Origin of the sequence: Streptomyces sp. URMC 126, from assembly GCF_051386555.1 — a bacterium.
Taxonomy (GTDB): Bacteria; Actinomycetota; Actinomycetes; order Streptomycetales; family Streptomycetaceae; genus Streptomyces.
In genome coordinates this window covers 1-21,952 of record NZ_JBPQTX010000101.1, presented here as the reverse complement: position 1 = coordinate 21,952, position 21,952 = coordinate 1, and the positions used below count along the sequence as shown (strand labels likewise).

The 21,952-nt window shown below is 72.7% G+C and carries 8 protein-coding genes; 5 read left to right on the top strand and 3 right to left on the bottom strand.

Going from position 1 to position 21,952, the window contains the following annotated elements; genetic code table 11:
* Nucleotides 1-257: 257 nt before the first annotated feature.
* Together ACSNOK_RS14900 and ACSNOK_RS14895 are read left to right on the top strand one after the other, a co-directional pair.
* The gene (locus ACSNOK_RS14900; protein ID WP_436781136.1) at nucleotides 258-698 is read left to right on the top strand and encodes a hypothetical protein; all 441 of its coding nucleotides are present in this window, start codon (nucleotides 258-260) and stop codon (nucleotides 696-698) included.
* A 116-nt stretch (nucleotides 699-814) separates the two neighbouring features.
* Entirely contained in the window at nucleotides 815-3,001 is a 2,187-nt protein-coding gene (locus ACSNOK_RS14895; protein ID WP_436781135.1) for an MMPL family transporter, read from the top strand.
* 119 nt (nucleotides 3,002-3,120) lie between these two features.
* Here ACSNOK_RS14895 and ACSNOK_RS14890 read toward each other — a convergent pair whose 3' ends face one another.
* Entirely contained in the window at nucleotides 3,121-3,435 is a 315-nt protein-coding gene (locus ACSNOK_RS14890) for a hypothetical protein (RefSeq protein WP_436781134.1), read from the bottom strand.
* 395 nt (nucleotides 3,436-3,830) lie between these two features.
* Between ACSNOK_RS14890 and ACSNOK_RS14885 the strand changes: the two genes are divergently transcribed.
* The 3 genes from ACSNOK_RS14885 (at nucleotide 3,831) to ACSNOK_RS14875 (ending at nucleotide 6,930) form a co-directional block, all read left to right on the top strand.
* Entirely contained in the window at nucleotides 3,831-5,156 is a 1,326-nt protein-coding gene (locus ACSNOK_RS14885; protein WP_436781133.1) for a sensor histidine kinase, read from the top strand.
* Nucleotides 5,141-5,803 (top strand): response regulator transcription factor, encoded by a 663-nt coding sequence (locus ACSNOK_RS14880; RefSeq protein WP_436781132.1) that lies wholly within the window; start codon nucleotides 5,141-5,143, stop codon nucleotides 5,801-5,803. Before ACSNOK_RS14885 ends, ACSNOK_RS14880 begins: the two co-directional genes overlap by 16 nt.
* 218 nt (nucleotides 5,804-6,021) lie before the next feature.
* Entirely contained in the window at nucleotides 6,022-6,930 is a 909-nt protein-coding gene (locus ACSNOK_RS14875) for an ATP-binding cassette domain-containing protein (RefSeq protein ID WP_436781131.1), read from the top strand.
* A gap of 131 nt (nucleotides 6,931-7,061) precedes the next feature.
* Here the strand turns inward: ACSNOK_RS14875 and ACSNOK_RS14870 are convergent, their stop codons facing one another.
* Nucleotides 7,062-10,430 (bottom strand): non-ribosomal peptide synthetase, encoded by a 3,369-nt coding sequence (locus ACSNOK_RS14870; protein ID WP_436781130.1) that lies wholly within the window; start codon nucleotides 10,428-10,430, stop codon nucleotides 7,062-7,064.
* Nucleotides 10,431-10,489: 59 nt separating this feature from the next.
* Nucleotides 10,490-21,952, bottom strand: an 11,463-nt coding sequence (locus ACSNOK_RS14865; RefSeq protein WP_436781129.1) for an SDR family NAD(P)-dependent oxidoreductase, incomplete at its 5' end; no start/stop codon positions are given.

Here is a 21,952-nt window from a genome sequence, read left to right as displayed (position 1 = left end):
CCCCCGTCCCGCACCGCCCGGCGCCGAACGGCGCCGCCCGCCCATGACCTCACGGCGCGCCGCCCCGAACGCTCCCCGAGCCTCCCGGCCAGGGGGACACCGTGCGTGGCGCCCTCCGCGCGTACGGCGACAGCGGAGGCAAAACGGCTGGTCGGCGGGGGTGGGTCTGGACCCACCCAGCCGTACGGTCAGACCCATACCGCGCCGCTCGCGCGCTCCGTAACGTCGTCTTCACCACGAGACGGAGGAAGAAAGCCATGGGAAAGACCACCGAACTGCGGGTCGAGGAAGCGCAGCTCAGCACGGAGCGAGTCCAGGAGGCCGTCGGCACGCTGAAGAAGTGCATCGTGCTCTACGGCACCGTCAGCGCCATCGTCCTGGGCACGGTCGCCGCGATGGCGCTCAGCGACCACTCGGTGTCCACGTTCATGTGGGTGCGGTCCGCCATCCTGCTCGCGGTCGCCCCGCTGATCCACCGGATGGCCGTCGACGTCTCGAAGGGCTCGCGGCGGGCGTACGAGCGCCTGAGCGCCCTGACCGTCATCCTGCCGATCGCCATCGTCGCCGTCGACCTGATCCCCGGGCTCTGCCCGGCGTGGTTCGCCGTGATGCAGGGTGTGTCCGCCGTGGCCCTGGTCTTCGCCGCGGTCATCGTCCGGGGTGCCGCGCTGCGCACCGCGTTCCCCAAGGCCGCTTGAGGACCCCGCCGCAACCCGTCCGGTCGGCCGGCCCGCGGTGGGGCCGGCCGGGGCCGGCCGCGCCGCGGGTGCCCCCGGCGCTCCGGTGACCTTCCCGATCAGGAGGACCCTTCCGCATGTTCCGACGCATAGGGACCGCCGTCGTCCGGCATCCCGTCTGGACGATCCTGGCGTGGCTGATCGCCGCGGTCGCCATCGTCGCCACGGCACCGAGCCTGCCGTCGAACAGCGACGAGAGCAGTTTCCTGCCCAAGAGTTACGAGTCCATCAAAGCGGCGGACATCCAGGACAAGGCGTTCCCCAGTTCCTTCACCCCGACCGCCACCGCGCTGTACCGGCGGAGCGACGGCGGCGAGCTGACCGCCGCCGACAAGAAGGACGTCGCCCGGATCACCGCCGCGCTGGGCGCCAAGAAGATCGACCAGGTGCAGAAGGTCGTCGTCGGCCCGCCGTCCAAGGACGGCAAGTACGCGATGACCCTCGTCCAGATGGACGACGCGAGCGCCGGCAAGCCCGAACAGTCCGACGCGGCGAAGGAGTTGCGTGAGGACGTCAAGGAGCTGGCCAAGGGAACGCGGCTCGACGTCAAGCTCGGCGGCCCCGCCGCGGAGGCCCTCGACCAGCAGGACTCGTCCAAGCGCGGCGAGAAGCTGATCGGCTTCGGCACCTTCGTCATCATCCTGGTGACCCTGCTGATCATCTTCCGGGCGCCGATCCTGGCCGTGCTGCCGCTGATCCTGATCGGCCTCGTCTCCGCCGTCGCCAACGGGCTGATCGCATACGCGACGAAGCTGTTCGACCTCCAGGCCAACAGCTCGATCTCGGTGATCCTCATCGTCGTGCTGTTCGGGGTCGGTACGGACTACTTCCTCTTCCTGATGTTCCGTTACCGGGAGTGCCTGCGCGCCGGCGACGAACCCAAACAGGCCATGATCAACGCGGTGGGCCGGGTCGGCGAGGCCATCGCCTGCGCCGCCGGAGCCGTCATCATCGCCTTCCTCGCGCTGGTGCTCTCCACGCTCGGCTTCCTGCGGCAGATGGGACCGGCGCTCGCCATCGCGGTCGCCGCCACACTCCTCGCGGGCCTGACGCTGATCCCGGCCGTGGTCTCCCTCATCGGGCCGAGGATCTTCTGGCCCTCCAAGGCATGGAAGCGGGAGCCGGACGGCGCGCGGTTCGCCGCCCTCGGCCGCGGGGTGCGACGGCGCCCGGCGCTGGTCGCCTCCCTGTCGGGGCTGGTCCTCGTCGTGCTGTCGCTCGGGCTGTTCGGCTACCAGGCCACGTTCGACCTGTCCTCGGGCTCCATGCCCAAGTCCAAGGAGTCCATGGTCGTCAAGGACGAGATGAAACAGGCGTACTCGGCGGGCACCGCCGCGCCGACGGACGTCTACCTGTCCAGCACCGACGGCAAGCCGCTCGACACATCGGCCTTCGCCGCGTACGCGGAGAAGCTCGGCGCCGTGGACGGCGTCGCGAACGCCCGGCTGTCCATGGTCGAAAAGGCGGGCACCACCGCCGACTTCACCGTCACCCTCAAGTACGAGGCGGCGTCGGACAAGGCGATCGACACCGTGGGCAAGGTGCGCGACGTCGCGCACGCCAACGCTCCGGAGGGAACCGAGGCTGTCGTCGGGGGCATGTCCTCGATCTTCAAGGACATCGACACCGCCGTCGGCCACGACTACCGGACCGTGTTCCCCGTCGCCGCCCTCCTGATCATGGTCATCCTGGGGCTGCTCCTGCGCAGCGTCGTCGCCCCCTGGTACCTGATCGCCTCCGTGGGCCTCGGCTTCGGAGCGACCCTCGGCGCCACCGTGTGGCTCTTCCAGGAAGTCCAGGGCCACTCGGGGCTGATGTTCATGCTCCCGGTGATCATGTACCTCTTCGTGGTCGCCATCGGCACGGACTACAACATCCTCATGATCGCCCGGCTTCGCGAGGAGGCCCGGGAGGGCCGGAGCCCGCGCGAGGCGGCCGGGATGGCGCTGCGGCACGCGGGTCCGACGGTGGCCGCGGCCGGCTTCATCCTGGCGGCGACCTTCGCCACGATGATGCTGGCGGGCAACGCGCTGCTCACGGAGATGGGCTTCGCCGTCTCGTTCGGCATCGCGATCGCCGCCTTCGTCATGTCGATGTTCTTCACCCCGAGCCTCACCGCCCTGATCGGCCACGCCGCGTGGTGGCCGGGGCACGGGGACCGCGCCGTGGAACGGGCGCCCGGCGACGACGGGCCCGGACACGGCGCCGACCAGAGCCACGACGGGGGTCGTCTCACCCACGACCCCTTCCGCACGCGCGGCTAGAGTTCCCCCGGCTCGGCCGCGCCACGCCGGCAGCCGCCCCGTCCCGGACACCTCTCCGGGGACAGGGCGGCTGTCGGTCGTCCGGGCCGGGCCTCTCCCGACGCCGGGCGGGCGCGTTCCTACGAGACCTCGATGTCCGCCGTGCCGCCCTCCGTGCCGGCCAGGTGCAGCCGGTGGCTCCCCAGCCGCAGATCCAGCCCCTTGACCAGTTTCAGGCTCACACCATGGGAACCGAGCTTCACATAGCTGTCGCTCACCTCTTTGACGTCCAGTGCGAGGTGCCCGATCTCGATCGACGTCCCGGAGCGCGCGTGCAGGGTGCACGAGTCCTTCGCGCAGCGCGCGTCGACGTCGTCGGGTCCGCAGCCGGCCACCGCCGCCAGCGGGAGGGCGAGCGCGGCGACACAGGCGACGGCACGTGCGGTGCGGGACATGGGGATCTCCTGACGTCTGACGCGTGGACGCCGGAACGCTCCGTTCCGGGCTGCACTGATCCGCAGGGGACGAGGGGCCGGCGGCGGTCCGCCGCACGCCGTCGCGGGAGCTCCGCCACGTCCGCGAGGACAGCCGACGCCGGAGAACGTAAGCCACCCTGGCCCACTCCCGGTATCCCGCTACGCCCCGTCGCGGGTGGGCCCAGCCCCACTCCCCCTCGGCACCTCCCGATCCGCTCCCGCCCCCGGCGCTCCCCGGCGGTGGGGCTAGCCCCACCGCCCGCGGGGCGTAGCGGGATACCGGCCCGCCCCTTCCGGGCCCTACGTTCTTCACAGTGGTCGGGTCCATCGATTCCCGGCTGGCAGAATGGCGTCGTGGCGAAAGGATCAGACGGATGAGGCTGCCCGCGGGAGGCGGTCCACTGCGCTGGTGGGTCGAGATCGTACGGGGGTTGTACCGGTCGGCGGTGCTGACCGGGCTGACCCTGCTGATGCCGGCGGTGTGCCTGACCGTCGGGCTCGGCGGCGCCCACGTGGTCGGCTCCTGGTCCGAGGGGCTGAGCGCTCCGCTGGCCGTCCGGGCGCTGGTGGGTCTCGGGCAGACCCTGATGGTGGCCCTGTGGATCGCCGTGGCCGTCTGGGTCGTCCACCCGCTGACCAGCCGCCCCCTCGCCAAGGCCGGACGCCGCTGCGCGGAACGCTGGCTGGGCGAGCGGCTGGAGGTCACCTACCGCTCCGTCCCCCAGGTCAGCCGGATGTCGACGGGCTACTGGTGGGACGGCCACGAGTACCACCGGTCCGAGCGGGAAGCGCGCCGCCGGGCGCGGGTGCACGCCCGCTTCCACGACCCCCAACTGCACTGGGACGGGCTGTGGGGCATGGTCGCCGGAGTGACCGTGCTGCCGGTCTCGGCCCTGCCGCTGCTCGGGCTCGGCACCGGCGTCTACCTGGTGGTGGCGCCGGGCCAGGTCGGGTACGGCGTCGCCCTGATCGTCGCGGCGCTGGCCGGCGCCCCGTTCGCGTGGCGGCTCTTCGGGCCCCTCGCACGCCGCTTCCTCGGCCCGATCCCGCGCTCCTGGCTCGGCAGGCGGGTGAAGGAACTGGAGGCCATCCAGGCGGACCTGACCCTGACCCAGGCGGCCGAACTGGAGCGCATCGAACGGGACCTGCACGACGGCACCCAGGCCCGGCTGCTCGCCATGGGCATGTCGGTGGGGGCCGCGGAACAGCTCGTCGACACCGACCCCGCCGCGGCGAAGGCGCTTCTCGCCGAGGCCCGCAACGCCTCGGCGACCGCGCTCGCCGAACTGCGCTCGCTGGTCCGCGGCATCAACCCGCCCGTGCTGGCCGAGCGCGGCCTGGTGGACGCCGTCCGGGCCCTGGCGCTGGACGCCCCCGTCGAGATCACCGTGCACAGCACGGTGCCCTCCCGGGTCGAGCGCCCCGTCGAGTCGGCCGTCTACTTCGCCGTCGCCGAGTTGATGGCGAACGTCGCCAAGCACGCCGAAGCCTCCAAGGTGACGGTCGAGTTCGGCTACACACGGCAGACGCTCTCCGCGACGGTCACGGACGACGGGATCGGCGGAGCCGCCGCGTCGGCGGGCTCGGGGCTGCGCGGGATCGAGCGCCGGATGGCGGCCTTCAACGGCCGCCTGGAGATCGACAGCCCCCTCGGGGGACCCACTCACATCACTGTGGCGGTGCCATGCGCGTTGTCGTAGCCGAAGACCTGTTCCTGCTGCGCGACGGGATGGTCCGCATCGTCGAGGCGCACGGCCACACCGTGGTCGCGGCGGTCGACTCGGGGCCCGCCACGCTCGACGCGCTGCTCACCCTGAAGCCGGACGCGGCGATCGTGGACGTCCGGTTGCCGCCGACGTTCTCCGACGAGGGGCTCCAGGCGGCCCTCGCCGCCCGCCGCGAGATCCCCGGACTGCCCGTGCTCATCCTCTCGCAGCACGTGGAGCAGTTGTACGCGCGCGAGTTGCTCGCCGACGGGCACGGCGGCGTCGGCTACCAGCTCAAGGACCGCGTCCTGGACGCCGCCCAGTTCATGGACGCGCTGAGCCGCGTCGCCGACGGCGGCACGGCACTCGATCCGACGGTCGTGGCGAAGCTCCTCGGCCGGCCCCTGCGGGCCGATCCGCTCGCCACGCTCACCGAGCGGGAGCGCTCGGTGCTGGCGCTGATGGCCGAGGGCCTCTCCAACACGGCGATCGCGGCCCGGCTGTTCCTCAGCGAGGGCGCCATCAGCAAGTACACGACCACGATCTTCGCCAAGCTCGGCCTCGCCACCGACGACGACACCAACCGCCGGGTCCGGGCGGTCCTCGCCTACCTCGGCGCCGGCGCGCCGACCGACCGGTAATAGCACACGCCCCTCCCGGGCACACGCGTGGAACAGCCACGGGGCCCGCCCCGGGCGGCCCCGGCACGAGCCCGGCCGGCCGCCCGGAAGGCGGCGGCCTCCGCAGGTCACGCTCCGTTACTCTCCGTGATCGCACCCTGATGGGCTGTGCACGGGCACGGGGCCGCATCGGGGGACGTCAAGCGACCAGCACACGGAAGGACGAGAACGTGCCCGTAGTGATCGAAGTGCGAAACCTCCGGAAGGAGTCCGGCGACCTGGTGGCGGTCGACGACGTCTCCTTCACCGTCGAGGAAGGCGAGATCTTCGGGCTCGTCGGCCCGGCCGGCTCGGGCAAGACCACGGCCCTGGAATGCATCGAGGGGCTGCGCGGACGCGACGGCGGGGAGATCCGCGTGCTCGGCCGCGACCCCCACGCGCAGCGCGCCGGGATCACCCGGCGGCTGGAGGGCCGGCTCCGGCGCGGCGGGCCGCCCGACCGGCCGTGGGTCGCCGAGGCCCTGTCGCTCTACAGCTGCTTCTACCGCGACCCCGCCGACTGGGACCGGCTCGTGGGGGCGCTCCTCGCGCCCGTCGACGAGGCCGGGGCGCCCTTGGCCGCGTCGCCCGAGGTCCGGGAGCAGCGCCTGGCGGACGCGCTGCACGCGGTCGGCAACCCGCAGGTGGCGGTCTTCGACGAGCTCACCACGGGCCTCGGCCCGCGGGCCCGGCACGACACGTGGGAGCTGATCGAGGGCGTCCGCGCCAGCGGGGTCACCATCCTCCTCGCCACGCCCTCCATGGAGGAAGCCGAGTGGCTCTGCGACCGGGTCGCCCTGCTCAGCGAGGGCCGGGTGGCGACGGTCGGCACACCGTCCGGGCTGATCGACCGCGTTCGGAGCGACACCCGGATCACCTTCCGCCCGTCCGCGCCCCTCGACGAGGGGCCACTGGGGCGGCTGCCCGACGTGACCGGGGTGACCCGCGAGGGCGACCGGGTGACGGTCACCGGCACCACCGGCGCGGTGTTGGCGGTCACGTCGGAACTGGCCCGCCAGGCCGTCGAGCCGGAGCAGCTCCGCGTCGAACAGGCAACGCTGGAGGACGTGTTCCTCGCCCTGACCGACGGCGAGCACGGGACGGCGTAGCGGCCGGGGCAGGCCGGGATGGGCCGGGCCCGGGATGGGCCGGAAGGGGATGAGCCGGGCCCGGGATGAGCCGGAAGGGGATGGGCCGGGCCCGGGATGGACTCCGGCGGAGTCGCGCCGGGCCAGGCGCCTCAGCCCGCGGCCGCCGCCTCGTCCGTGGCCGCCGCCTCCTCCCGCCCTTCCGGGGCGCAGGCCCGGGCGGCCAGTGCCCTCGGGGTGCGCCGCTCGAAGACCTCGGTGAGACCGAGCGACACACCGCTCATGTTCTGGAGTTCCTGCATCGCCACGGCGGCCAGCATGGAGTTCCCGCCGTACGCGAAGAAGTCCGTGTCGGCGTCGACGTCCTCGCGCCGGAGGAGGTCGCGCCACAGCCGGGTCAGCCGGGCCGTCAGCTCCTCCGGCTCCGGGCGGGACGGCAGGGCCGGGGCGGGTTCCGCGCGCCGGTCGGCCACCATCCGCTCCAGCGCGGGGTAGTCGACCTTCCCGCTGGCGTTGACCGGCAGGGGGGCGACCGTGATCAGGTCGGCCGGGAGCATCGTCCGGGTCAGCCGGGACCGGGCGTACGTCCAGACGTCCGCGGTGTCGAGCGGACCGGCGGCCGGCTCCAGGCAGCCGACGAGCACGGCGTCCGACGTCGGGTCGCCGACCATGACCACCGCGGCGGCGCCGACGCCGGGGTGCGCGAGGAGCACCGACTCGATCTCGCCGAGCTCGATGCGGTTCCCGCGCAGCTTGACCTGCCGGTCGCCGCGGCCGAACAGGGCGAGGGTTCCGTCCGCCCGCCAGCAGGCCAGGTCGCCCGTGCGGTAGAAGCGGCCGTACTCCGCGTGCTCGCCGAAGCGCAGGGCGTCGAGCTCCGGCCGGCCGTGGTACCCGATCGCCACGCCGGTGCCCGAGATGCAGAGTTCCCCGCGGACGCCGACGGGCAGTTCGCGGTCGTACGGATCGACCACGTGAACGCGGGTGTTGCGGATCGGCCGTCCGACGTCGAGGCGGCCCGCCGGTTCTTCGGTGACGACGCGTGACGTCGACCAGATGGTCGTCTCCGTGGGCCCGTAGGCGTGGTGCAGCACGCAGCCGGCGGCCACGAGCCGCCGGGCCAGGGGAACCGGTACGGGCTCGCCGCCCACGATGACGCCGCGGCCCCGCAGGCGGTCCGCCACCCGGTCGATGACGAGGCGCCAGGTCGTCGGCGTCGCCTCGACGAACCGCACCTCGTACCGCTCCAGCAGCTCCCGCAGGACCCGGCCGTCGCTCCTGGCCGCGTCCGGGGCGGCCACCAGCCGGCCGCCGGAGACCAGCGGCACGTGCAGTTCGATGCCGGACATGTCGAACGCGAACGTCGTCGTCCACAGCATCGTGTCACCGGGCGAGGCCCCCAGCTGCTCGGTGAAGTGCGCGGCCACGTTGGCGAGGGCACCGTGGTGGATCTGGGTCCCCTTCGGCCGGCCGGTCGAACCCGAGGTGTAGATCAGGTAGGCGCGGGACGCCGGGTCCACCGGGGCGGGCGGAGTACGGACCGGTTCCGGTTCCGGGTCCGGGGCGGTGTCGACCGCCGGCGCGGTCAGCACCGCGAGGCCGTCGGCGGCGAAGCGCGCCGAGTCCTCGTCCGCCACGAGCAGTTTCGCGCCCGAGTCGGAGAGCTGGTAGCGGATCCGCTCCTCGGGGTGCGCCGCGTCGACGGGCAGGTACGCGGCGCCCGCCAGCCATGTCCCGAGTACCGCCGCGACCAGTTCGGGTCCGCGCGGCAGGGCCGTCGCCACCACGTCGCCCGCGCCGATGCCGGCGTCCCGGATGAGGGCGCTCATGGCGTGGGCGGCGCTCCACAGCCGCCCGTAGCCGACCGACCGGTCGCCGTCCACCACGGCCACGGCGTCGGGCGACCGGAGGGCGTGCGCGTGGACGGCGTCGAGGACCGAGGCGAAGGGGACGGGCCGGGCCGTGTCGTTCGCCGCCGCGATGATCTCGTGGTCGCGCGTGCTCCACCAGGGGACGTCCCCCACGGCTCGGCCCGGGTCGTCCGTGAACGAGGACAGCACCGCCTCGTACCGCGCCAGCAGCAGTTCGGCACCGGACCGGTCGAAGAGCTCGGTGCGGAAGGCGGCCCGCAGCCGGATGCCGTCGTCCGCCGAGGTGGCGCGGAGGTGCAGGTCGAACCGGCCCGGGTCGCCGCCGGTGACGGGATACGGCCGGGCCGTGAGCCCGTCCACGGTGAACTCCCGCTCTTCTTCGCCCGTTTGATGAGCGAAGACGTGCCGGAACGGCAGCGGCCGCGGGCCGGACCGCGGCACGGGCACGAGGTCCGCGTACGCGTCCACGGCCGCGTCGGCGTGTGCCGCGGCCGTCAGGAGGCGCTCGCCACTGCGGCGCACCAGGTCGCCGACGCTCTCGCGCCGGTCCACGCGCAGCCGCAGCGGCACGTGGGCGGTGCGGTGGCCGATCGTGCGGGCGGCGTGCTCCGGCCGGACGTCGAGGGGGGTGCCGACGACGAGGTCGGGTCCGGCCCCGTGCGCCTCCAGCAGCGCGTAGTACGCGGCGAGCAGGACCGCGGTCTCCGTGGTGGCGAGTTCACCGGCGAGACCGCGGAGCGCGGCCACCGTAGGCGGTGGCAGGACGCGGTCGACATGCGCCACCGCCGACGGCGCCGGCCGGTCCCGCTCGGGCGCGACGCACGACAGCTCCAGGGCGTCGGGGTCCGTACCGGCGAGCTGCTCGCGCCAGAAGGCGAGGCTCTCCTCGCTCGGCGGCGCCGGGGCCGGGCCGGGCACCGGCGGCAGGGGCTCCCGCGGGCTTTCGGCCCCGTCCTCGTACGCGGCCACCAGCTCTTCGAGGAAGACGGACGCGGGTACCTCGTCGAAGGCCGGGGGGCGTGCCGTGACGCAGCAGACGTCCATGCCGGGGGCGCGGAAGAGCGCGGCTCTCAGCGGCGGTCCGCCGTCCGGGCCGAACGGGGCGTCGGTCACGGCGGCGAGGTCGTCCGCACCGGGCTCGCCCGGCACGTCGATCCGCACGACGTCGATCCGGAACGCGTCCGGGTCGACCACGTGCCCGGCCGGCCGGGCGCCGTCGGCGCGGCGGACGGCGCGCAGCGCCTCGTGGCGCCGCACCACCACGGCCAGCGCCTCGGCGAGCCGGGCCTCGTCCAGGCGGCCGTCGACGGCGAACGCCAGGGAGGGGTTGTGCTGCGCGTGGAGGGGGGTGCCTGGCGCGGGCGGTTCGGGTGGCTGCTGGGCGTCTTGTCCGGGGTCGCTGGGGTCGCCGGGGTCGCCGGGGTCGCCGAGGTCCCCGTGACCCCCGAAGTTCCCGTGGTTGCCGTGACCCCCGAGGTTCCCGGGGTCTCGGAGGTCCCCGAGGTGCTCGGGGTCTCGGTGGCGCCGGGGGTCTCGGTGATCTTCGAGCTCACCGAGCTCCCTGAGCTCCCCGAGTTCACCGAGCTCCCCGAGAGCGACTCCCGCGTCATCACCCCGTTCCGCGGGCGTCGTCCCGTTCGCGGAATTCATCACGTCGCTCCCTCACCAGTCCACGGGCTCCACAGGACTTCCCCGGTCCGCCCGGCCACCTAGATGCCCAGTTCCTTGTCGATGAGATCGAAGATCTCGTCGTCCGTCGCCCCGCTGATGTCCTCGACATCGGGGGCGCCGTCCCCCTCGGCGGACGCGTCGCGGAACTCCTCCACGAGGACCTCCAGACGGCTCATGATCTTCACCTTCTTTCCGCCGCGCTGAACTATCGCGGAGAGCAGGGACTTGAGCTTGTCGAGTTCGCCGAGCACCGGCTCGTAGTCGATTTCCAGCTCCGCGACCCGCTCCCGGAGATAGCCGGCGAGCTCGGCGGGGGTGGGGTAGTCGAAGACCACGGCGGCGGGCAGTCGCAGCCCCAGGGCGGCGCTGACCCGGTTGCGGAACTGCAGCGCGGTCAGCGAGTCGAATCCGAGCTGGCGGAAGTACCTGCCGGCCTCGATGGACTCCGGGCCGGGCCGCCCGAGCACGAGTGCCGCCTGGGTCAGGACCAGGTCCAGGAGCGCGCCGTCGAGTTGCTCGGGCGGCAGCGCGGCCCACCGGTTCGCCGCGTCCCCGCCCGTCTGCGGGCCCGTCCCCGCGGCGGTGCGCCGGCCGGGCCGGACGAGGCCGGTCACCAGGGCGGGGACGGCACTCCCGAGACGCCGCAGCGCGGGCAGGTCGAGGCGGGCCGTCACCAGCAGCGGATCCGTGCGGTCCGCGGCCGCGTCCAGCAGGGCGAGCCCGTCGGGTGCGGTCAGCGGCCGCAGGCCCTGGCGGCCCATGCGCTGCCGCTCGGCGTCCGCCAGTCCGCCGGCCATGCCCTGCTCCCACGGGCCCCACGCCAGTGACACGGCGGCCAGGCCCTGGTGCCGCCGGTGGGCGGCGAGGGCGTCCAGGAAGGTGTTGCCCGCCGCGTAGTTGGCCTGCCCCGGGGTGCCCCAGACCCCGGCCACCGAGGAGAAGAGGGTGAAGGTGTCGAGGTCCAGGTGGCGGGTCAGCTCGTGCAGGTGCCACGCCGCGTCGGCCTTGGGCCGCATGACGTGCCGGAGGCGGTCCGGGGTCAGCGCCTGGACGACGCCGTCGTCGAGGACGCCCGCCGTGTGGACGACCCCGGTCAGCGGTGCCGCCGGTGACACTCCGGCGATGACCTGGGCCAGTTGGTCCCGGTCGGCCACGTCGCAGGCCACGACCCGCACGCTCGTGCCGGAGCCGGCCAGCTCGGCGACGAGTTCCGGCATCCCCGACGCCCCCATGCCGCGCCGCGAGGCCAGCAGCACGCGCCGCGCCCGCCCGGTCGCCGCCAGGTGCCGGGCGACCAGGCCGCCCAGCGCGCCGGACGCACCCGTCACCAGGACCGTGCCCGCCCGGCCGGCCGGCGCGGGAACGGTCAGCACGACCTTGCCCACCTGCCGGGCCCGGCCCACGAACCGGAAGGCGTCCACCGCACGCCGCACGTCCCAGCACGTCACCGGCAACGGCGCCAGCGCGCCCGTCGCGAACAGCTCCGACAGGGACGACAGCATGCCGCCGATCGCGCCCGGGTCCTTCAGCAGCAGATCACACGGGAGATAGGTGATCCGGTGGTCTCGCTCGATCCGGCCGGGGTCACGTACGTCGGCCTTGCCCAGCTCGACGAACCGCCCGCCGGGACGTACCAGCCGCAGGGAGGCGTCCACGGACTCGCCCGTCAGGGAGTTCAGCACCACGTCCATCCCGCGCCCACCGGACTCCGCCCGGAACGCCTCCTCGAACTCGGCCGTCCGCGACGACGCCACGTGCCGCGCGTCCAGCCCCAGTTCACGCAGCGCGGGCCACTTCGACGGCGACGCCGTCGCGTACACCTCCGCGCCCAGGTGCCGGGCCACCCGCACGGCGGCCATCCCCACTCCGCCCGCGGCGGCGTGGATCAGCACCCGCTCGCCGCGACGCAGCCCGGCCAGCTCCACCAGCGCGTGGTACGCGGTCAGGAACGCCATCGGCGCACCGGCGGCCTCCGCCGGCGACCAGCCCGCCGGCACCCGCGTCACGGTGCGCGCATCGGCCACCGCCACGGTCCCGAACGCACCCGGCAGCAGCCCCATCACCGTGTCGCCGACCGCCGGTTCGACCACGCCCGGCCCGGTCTCCAGGACGACGCCGGTGCCTTCGAGACCCAGCGGCCCGGCCTCACCGGGGTACTCGCCCAGCACGTTCAGCACGTCGTGGAAGTTCACGCCGGCCGCGCGCACCGCCACCCGGAGCTCGCCGGCCGCCAGCGGCCGCCGGCCGTCCTCGTGCTCCGCGAGCACGAGGTTCTCGACCGCGCCGCGCTCGGAGACCCCGAGCCGCCAGTGGGTCCCCTCCGGCACCGGCAGTCCGTCCCCGGCCGCGTGCGCGAGCCGCCGTACCCACAACTGCCCGTCCCGTACCGCGAACTCGGGCTCGCCCAGAGCGGTCCCGGCCACGACGAGCGGACCGGAGCCTTCGAGCACCGCCACGTCGGCCAGCACGATCCGCTCCGGGTGCTCACCCGCCGCCGCGCGCACCAGCCCCGTGACGCCCGCGCTGTCCATGCGCACGCCCACGCCCGGCCCCGTGTCCACGCCGCGCTCCGTGACCACCACGAGCCGCGACCCGTCCAGCACACCGGCGGCGAGCCACTCCCGGACGACCTCCAGGACGCGGAGGGCGGCGCTCCGCGCGGCGTCTTCCAGGCGGTCGGCCGCGGTTCCGGTGAGGGCAGTGGTGTCGACGGGATGCGCGGCGGGTGGGGTGTCGCCGTGTCCGGGGCCGGGGACGCGGCAGGCCGCCACCACCACGTCCGGTACCGCCGCGCCCGCCTCGACCGCCGCGACCAGCCGGGCGACGTCCGCGTACACCGCCGCGCCGGGCACGCCCAGTCGGCCGTCCTCACCGAGCACGGCCCATGTGCGGCCCGGCTCACCTGCGCCCTCCGCCGCGGCGGTCGGAACCCACTCCACGCGGAAGAGCCCGTCACGGACCGGTCCCGCGGCACGGTCGAGAGCTCCGGGGGCGAGCGGCGCCGGTACCACCGATGCCACGGAGGCGATCGGCTGTCCGGCCGCGTCGACGAGCATCACCGCCACGCCCTCGCCCGAGGCCGACGGCGCCACCCGCACCCGGGCCGCCACCGCGTCCGACGCGTACACGTGCACACCACTCCAGAGGAGCGGCAGCGACGGGCCCTCGACGGCGGCTTGATCGAGTGCGGTGAGGTGCAACGCGGCGTCCAGCAGCGCCGGATGCACCCCGAAGCCGGTCGTGTTCACGCCGTCCGGCAGGGCGATCGCCACGAACAGCTCGTCGCCGCGCCGCCACGCCTCGCGCACCCCGTGGAACACCGGCCCGTACCCGAGCCCGGCGGCCGCCAAGCCCTCGTACAACCCGTCCACGTCCACCGCCAGGGCGCCCGCCGGCGGCCACTGCGCGGTCCAGTCCGCCGTGTCCACGGCGGTGCGGCCGTCCGCGTCGGCCGGGGCCAGGGCACCGGACGCATGGCGCACCCACTCGCCGTCGGCCGCCCGCGCGAACACGGCGACCTCCCGCCGCCCGGCCGGACCGGCCTCCCCGACCGTCACCTGCACGCGTACGTCACCGCGCTCCGGCAGTACCAAGGGCGCCTCGACGACGAACTCCTCGACCTGCCCGCAGTCGGTCTCGTCACCGGCGCGCACCGCCATGTCCACCAGGGCCGTGACAGGCACCACCGGCCGCCCCGTGACGAGCGACTGGGCCAGCCAGGGCTGCGTCGACACGGCGAGCCGCCCGGTCAACACCACCCCGCCGGTCGCGGGCAGTTCGACGGCCGCTCCCAGCAGCGGGTGGCGCGGGCTCTCCAGACCGAGGTCCTCGGCGCGGCTGCCCGTGGTCGGGGCCAGCCAGTAGTGCTGCCGTTGGAAGGCGTAGGTGGGCAGGTCGACCCGGCGTGCGCCGGTGGGGGCGTAGACCTTGTCCCAGCCGACCGGCACTCCGCGTACGAACGCGTTGGCCAGGGCCGTGAACAGCGCCCGGGGCTCGTCGCGGCCGCGACGCAGCACGGGCAGCCAGGCTTCGGCGGCGGGGCCTGGGCCTTCGGTGTCTGTGGTGGTGTTGGTGTTGGTGTCGCTTTCGGTTTCTGTATCGGTGCGGGTGTGGGGGCCCATGCCGGAGAGGATGCCGTCGGGGCCGATCTCGATGAACGTCCGTACCCCGTGCTCACGCAGCGCGGAGGCGGCGTCGGCGAAGCGGACCGCTTCGCGGACGTGCCGCACCCAGTACGCGGGATCCGTCACCTCGTGAGTGACGGCCTCGCCGGTCAGCGCCGACACGAACGTCAACCGCGGTGCCCGGTAACTGACCGACCGGACCACCTCGGCGAACCGTTCCAGCATCGGTTCCATCAACGGCGAGTGGAAAGCGTGCGAGACCCGCAGGCGGCGGGTGCGCGCACCGCTGCGGGCGAGTTCCTCCGCTGCTGCCAGGACCTCGTCCTCGGCACCGGAGATGACGATGGCTTTGGGGCCGTTGACCGCCGCGATGCCCACACCGGTACGGCCAGCGATCGCCGCCAGGACCTTGTTCTCGTCCGCTTCGATGGCCACCATCGCGCCGCCGCTCGGCAGCTCCTGCATCAGCCGGCCACGCGCGGCCACCACCGCACACGCGTCCGCCAGCGACCACACACCCGCCACGTACGCCGCCGCCAGCTCACCAATCGAGTGACCCGCCACCGCTTGCGGAGTCACGCCCCAGGACTCCAACAGCCGAAACAGTGCCACCTCGACCGCGAACAACCCCGCCTGCGCCCACACCGTCTCATCAATGCGGCCACCACCCGGCCAGGACTCCTCGCCCTCACCTCGAATGACCGCTGCCAGGGAGCCGTCCAGGTGCTCGGCCAGCCCGGCACATACTGCGTCGAAGGCTGCGGCGAACACCGGGAACGCCGCATACAGGCCCTGGCCCATGCCCATGCGCTGAGCGCCCTGGCCGGTGAACACGAAGCCCACCTTGCCCGCACCGCCCGCGATCCCGGTCACCACGCCAAGAGCCTCGCGGCTCTCCGTCAACGCCTTGAGGCCGACTTCCAGCTCGTCCCGGTCCGTGCCGAGAACGACGGCGCGGTGCTCCAGCACTCCTCGCGATGACGCCAGTGACCAGCCCACATCGGCCGCGTCCACGTCGGGGCGCTGGCGAACGAACTCGGCCAGACGGTCCGCCTGACCCACCAGCCCCGCCGCCGAACGGCCCGACACCACCCACGGCACCACCGGCAACACCAGGCCGGCAGGATCCTCGTCCGAAGCCGTGACTGTCGGCGTCTCACGGGGGGCCTGTTCGAGGATCACGTGCGCGTTGGTGCCGGAGAAGCCGAAGGACGAGACGCCTGCCCGCCGGGGGTGCTCCGCGTCGGGCCACGGCATGTTCTCGGTCGCCAGGTGCACCGCACCGGCATTCCAGTCCACGTGTGACGACGGGGTGCCCACGTGCAGTGTCGCGGGTACGACGCCGTGCCGCATCGCGGCCACCATCTTGATGACCCCCGCGACACCGGCCGCCGCCTGGGCGTGACCGATGTTGGACTTCACCGAGCCCAGCAGCAACGGCCGGTCCGCCGGCCGCCCCTGCCCATACGTCGCGAGGAGCGCCTGGGCCTCGATCGGGTCGCCCAACCGCGTCCCCGTGCCATGGCCCTCGACCACATCCACATCGGCCGGGGTGAGGCCGGCGCTGGCCAGTGCGGCGCGGATCACCCGCTGCTGGGACGGACCGTTCGGCGCGGTGAGGCCGTTGCTGGCGCCGTCCTGGTTCACCGCGCTGCCGGAGACCACCGCGAGGACCTTGTGGCCGTTGCGGCGGGCGTCCGACAGCCGCTCGATGACCAGGACACCGACGCCCTCGCCCCAGCCCGTGCCGTCCGCGCCTTCCGCATACGCCTTGCACCGGCCGTCGGCAGCCAGACCCCGCTGCCGGGAGAAATCGATAAACGTCCCCGGCGTCGACATCACCGTCACACCACCCGCCAACGCCAGCGAACTCTCACCCGACCGCAGCGACTGACACGCCAAATGCAACGCCACCAACGACGACGAACACGCCGTGTCCACCGTCACCGCCGGCCCCTCCAAACCCAGCGTGTACGCCACACGGCCCGAAGCCACCGAACCCGTCCCACCCGTACCGAGGTAGCCCTCGACCTCCTCCGGCACCCCATGAGACGGCAGATAATCGTGGTAGAAGAGGCCCGTGAACACCCCTGTGTCACTGCCCCGCAGCCCACCCGGATCGATCCCCGCGTCCTCCAACGCCTCCCACGACGTCTCCAACAGCAACCGCTGCTGCGGATCCATCGCCACCGCCTCACGCGGACTCACACCAAAAAACTCCGCGTCGAACTCCCCCGCGTCGTAAAGGAAACCGCCTTCCTCGGCAACGCTCTTTCCCGGCGCATCAGGGTCCGGGTCATGGAGATTTCCGGCCCACCCGCGCTGTGCGGGAAACGGTCCTATCGCGTCTCCGCCCGACTCCAACAGCTCCCAGAATTCGCCCGGAGACGACACACCACCCGGGAAACGACACCCCATACCCACGATCACCACGGGGTCGTCATCAACCGGCAGCCCACCCCCGGCCACCGCAAGCGCAGACCCCGCCGATGCCTCACCCGTCCCACCCAGCAACTCGCGGAGAACAAACTCCGCCAGCGCGGCGGGGGTCGGGTAGTCGAACACCGCTGTCGCCGGAAGTTGCAGACCTGTGGCGTAGTTCAGCCGGCCGCGCAGCTCCACAGCGGTGAGGGAGTCGAAACCGACGTCACGGAAGGAACGGGAGGAGTCGACGGCACCCGAACCGGCCATGCCCAACACCAGGGCCGCCTGCGTCACGACGATGTCCCGTAGCTTCTCCTGCTGTTCGGCCGGTGTCAGCCCGGACAGGCGAGCGAGCAGCGCAGTCTTCGCCTCGGAGGTGGCTTGGCCGACCATGCGGCGCGCCTGCGGGCCCGAACGTGTCGTGTGGACGAGCGTGGACAGAAGCGGCGGGACCTCACGGGACCTGTGTATTGCCGTCAGGTCCCATTGGGCTGCCACGAGGAGTGGTTCGGGGCGGGCCGTGGCGGCGTCGAGGAGGGCGAGGCCGTGCGTGTCGGTCAGGGGGAGGATGCCCTGACGGGCCATGCGCTGACGGTCGGCGTCCGTGAGAGTGCCGGCCATGCCCCGTTCCCAGGCACCCCAGGCCACAGATACCGCAGGCAGCCCCTGGTGCCGCCGGTGGGCGGCGAGGGCGTCCAGGAAGGTGTTGCCCGCCGCGTAATTGGCCTGACCCGCGTTGCCGATGACACCGGCGACGGACGAGAACAGCACGAACGTGTGCAGGTCCAGGTCGCGGGTCAGCTCGTGCAGATTCCAGGCCGCGTCCACCTTCGGCCGCAACACCGCCTCCAGACGCCCGGCGGTCAGCGACTGGACCAGTCCGTCGTCCAGGACACCGGCGGCATGCACGACACCGGCCAACGGCACACCCTCCAGCACCACGGCCAACCGCTCACGATCAGCGGCATCACACGCCACCACCGCCGCCTCGACACCCAGCCCGGACAGCTCGGCCACCAGCTCCCGCATCCCCGCGGCCTCGATACCGCGACGCGACAACAGCAGAAGCCGCTCGGCCCGGCCCGTGCGCGCCAGATGCCGCGCCACCAACCCACCCAGCGCACCCGAAGCGCCCGTCACCAACACCGTGCCACCACCCACCGCCGGAACCGGCGCGCCCCCACCCGCACGGACCAGGCGGGGAACCCGCACCTGCCCTGACCGCACCGCGAACTGCGGCTCACCCGTCGCCAGACCCGCACGCAGCCAGTCCCCGACACCCTCTGCGGACAGATCCTCCACATCCGCCAGCACCAGACGCCCCGGATGCTCCGACTGCGCCACCCGCACCAAACCCCACACCGAGCTCGCCGCCACCTCCAGCGAACCACCGGCATCAACCGCCCGCTCGGTCACCACCACCAACCGCGAACCAGCCAACTCCTCCGCAGCCAGCCACTCCCGCACCACACCCAACACCCGCACCGCCACAGCCCGAGCCGCATCCGCAACAGCCGACCCGGCCTCCGGAACCACCCGCAACACCACCACCGGCGGAGCCTCTCCCGACTCCACCAGCCCAGCCACACCGCCGGCACCCAGCTCCGCCAACTCACCCACCGGCTCACCCACCACCGCAGCCGGCACCCACTCCACCCCGAAGAGCGACGCACCAGCAGAGCCCGCACCAGCAACAAATGGCCGCAGCACCAGCGAACCCACCGACGCGATCAACCCACCCCCGGCATCAGCCAGAGTCACCGACACACCCTCGCCGGCCTCGACCGGAACCACCCGCACCCGAGCCACCGACGCACCCGAGGCATGCACCACCACATCACCCCACGCGAACGGCAGCACCAAACCGTCGCCCTCAACCCCCAGGGTCGCCACATGCAGCGCGGCGTCCAGCAATGCCGGGTGCACCCCAAACCCGGACACCGCCACGCCCTCCGGCAAAGCGACCTCCGCAAACAACTCCTCACCACGCCGCCACGCCGCACACACCCCCTGGAACACCGGCCCATAGGCGAGCCCGCGCTCAGCCAACGCCGGGTAAAACCCTTCCAGATCCACCGGCACAGCGTCGGTCGGGGGCCACTGCGTCAAAGCGTTGCCGGTGTCGGCCACGGGTCCGGTCGGTGCCAGAACACCGACCGCGTGCCGCACCCACTCCTCCTCAGCCGCGGCATCCTCCGCCTGGGCATAGACAGCCACCGCTCGGCGGCCGGTCTCGTCCGGCCCCTCCACCGCCACCTGCACCCGCACGCCGGCCGTGGCAGTGAGGACCAACGGTGACTCGATCAGCAGTTCCTCGATCCGACCACAACCAGCCTCGTCACCCGCCCGCACGACCATCTCGACCAACGCGGCACCCGGCACGACCACCTGCCCGGCCACCACATGATCCGCCAACCACGGCAGCCCCGACAGCGACAACCGACCCGTCAGCAGCACGCCCCCGCTTACCGGCAACGTCACGACCGCCCCGAGCAGCGGGTGGCGCCCGGGAGACTGGCCCAGCCCTGCCGCGTCCACGACACCGGAACCGATCGGCAGCCAGTAGCGCTGCCGTTGGAAGGCGTAGGTGGGCAGGTCGACCCGGCGTGCACCGGTGGGAGCGTAGATCTTGTCCCAGTCGACGGGCACTCCGCGTACGAACACCTTCGCCAGCGCCGTGAACAGCGCCCGCGACTCCTCACGACCACGCCGCAACACCGGCAACCACGACTCACCGGCACCTTCACCCTCGACATCGCTACGGGTGTGCGGGCCCATGCCTGACAGCACGCCGTCGGGGCCGATCTCGATGAACGTCCGCACACCGTGCTCACGCAACGCGGAAGCAGCGTCGGCAAAGCGGACCGCCTCACGCACATGCCGCACCCAGTAGGAAGGATCGGTGACCTCATCCCCCACGATCTTGCCGGTCAGCGCGGAAACAAGGGGCAACCGCGGGGCATGGAACGTGACGGATTCGACGACCCGCGCGAAATCCTCCAACATCGGTTCCATCAACGGCGAGTGGAAAGCGTGCGAGACCCGAAGGCGGCGGGTGCGCGCACCACCCTCGGCGAGCATCTCCGCCACCGCCAGGACCTCGTCCTCAACGCCTGAGATCACCACAGCCTTGGGACCGTTGACCGCCGCGATCCCCACACCGCTACGGCCAGCGATCACCTCAAGCACCCGCTGCTCGTCCGCCTCGACGGCCACCATCGCACCACCGACCGGCAGCTCCTGCATCAGCCGGCCACGCGCCGCCACCACCGCACACGCATCCGCCAGCGACCACACCCCCGCCACATACGCCGCAGCCAGCTCACCGATGGAGTGGCCCGCCACCACCTGCGGAGTCACACCCCACGACTCCAACAGCCGAAACAGCGCCACCTCGACCGCGAACAACCCCGCCTGCGCCCACACCGTCTCATCAATCCGGCCACCACCCGGCCAGGACTCCTCACCCTCACCTCGAATGACCGCTGCCAGCGAGCCGTCCAAGTGCTCGGCCAGCCCGGCACATACTGCGTCGAAGGCTGCGGCGAACACCGGGAACGCCGCATACAAGCCCTGACCCATGCCCATGCGCTGAGCACCCTGGCCGGTGAACACGAAGCCCACCTTGCCCGCGCCACCTGCGATCCCGGACACCACGCCAAGAGCCTCGCGACCCTCCGCCAACGCCTTGAGACCGACTTCCAGCTCGTCCCGGTCCGTGCCCAGAACGACGGCGCGATGCTCCAGCACTCCTCGCGACGTGACCAGCGAGCGACCCACATCGGCCGCGCCCACCTCAGGGCGCTGCCGGACGAACTCGGCCAGACGATCCGCCTGACCCACCAACCCCGCCGCCGAACGCCCCGACACCACCCACGGCACCACCGGCAACACCAGGCCATCGGAACCCTCGTCCGAAGCCGTGACCGATGACGTCTCCCGAGGCGCCTGCTCGATAATCACGTGCGCGTTCGTGCCGGAGAAGCCGAACGACGACACACCCGCCCGCCGAGGACGCTCACCCGTCTCCGGCCACGGCACCGCCTCCGTCACGAGTCGCACCGCGCCCGCGTCCCAATCGATACGCGACGAAGGCTCGTCCGCATGCAACGTCGCCGGTACGACGCCGTGCCGCATCGCGGCCACCATCTTGATCACACCCGCGACACCCGCCGCCGCCTGGGCATGACCGATGTTGGACTTCACCGAGCCGAGCAGCAACGGCCGGTCCGCCGGCCGCCCCTGCCCATACGTCGCGAGCAGCGCCTGGGCCTCGATCGGGTCACCCAACCGCGTCCCCGTGCCATGCCCCTCCACCACATCCACGCCATCAGCGCCCACCCCGGCGCTCGCCAATGCGGCTCGGACAACTCGCTGTTGGGAAGGCCCATTGGGTGCGGTAAGTCCGTTGCTGGCTCCGTCTTGGTTCACCGCCGTGCCGGTTACCACGGCCAGTACTTTGTGGCCGTTGCGGCGGGCGTCCGACAGTCGCTCGACGACCAGCACACCGACGCCCTCGCCCCAGCCCGTGCCGTCCGCGCCTTCCGCATACGCCTTGCACCGGCCGTCGGCAGCCAGACCCCGCTGCCGGGAGAAATCGATAAACGTCCCCGGCGTCGACATCACCGTCACACCACCCGCCAACGCCAGCGAACTCTCACCCGACCGCAGCGACTGACACGCCAAATGCAATGCCACCAACGACGACGAACACGCCGTGTCCACCGTCACCGCCGGCCCCTCCAAACCGAGCGTGTACGCCACCCGGCCCGAAGCCACCGAACCCGTCCCACCCGTACCGAGGTAACCCTCCACCTCCTCCGGCACCCCATGAGACGGCAGATAATCGTGGTAGAAGAGGCCCGTGAACACCCCCGTGTCACTGCCCCGCAGCCCACCCGGATCGATCCCCGCGTCCTCCAACGCCTCCCACGACGTCTCCAACAGCAACCG

What these genes read in the sequence shown, in the direction of transcription:
- ACSNOK_RS14890 (WP_436781134.1), bottom strand. Translation starts at nt 3,435, where the DNA reads ATGTCCCGCACCGCACGTGCCGTCGCCTGTGTCGCCGCGCTCGCCCTC.
- ACSNOK_RS14880 (WP_436781132.1), top strand. Translation starts at nt 5,141, where the DNA reads ATGCGCGTTGTCGTAGCCGAAGACCTGTTCCTGCTGCGCGACGGGATG.
- ACSNOK_RS14895 (WP_436781135.1), top strand. Translation starts at nt 815, where the DNA reads ATGTTCCGACGCATAGGGACCGCCGTCGTCCGGCATCCCGTCTGGACG.
- ACSNOK_RS14870 (WP_436781130.1), bottom strand. Translation starts at nt 10,430, where the DNA reads ATGAATTCCGCGAACGGGACGACGCCCGCGGAACGGGGTGATGACGCG.
- ACSNOK_RS14885 (WP_436781133.1), top strand. Translation starts at nt 3,831, where the DNA reads ATGAGGCTGCCCGCGGGAGGCGGTCCACTGCGCTGGTGGGTCGAGATC.
- ACSNOK_RS14900 (WP_436781136.1), top strand. Translation starts at nt 258, where the DNA reads ATGGGAAAGACCACCGAACTGCGGGTCGAGGAAGCGCAGCTCAGCACG.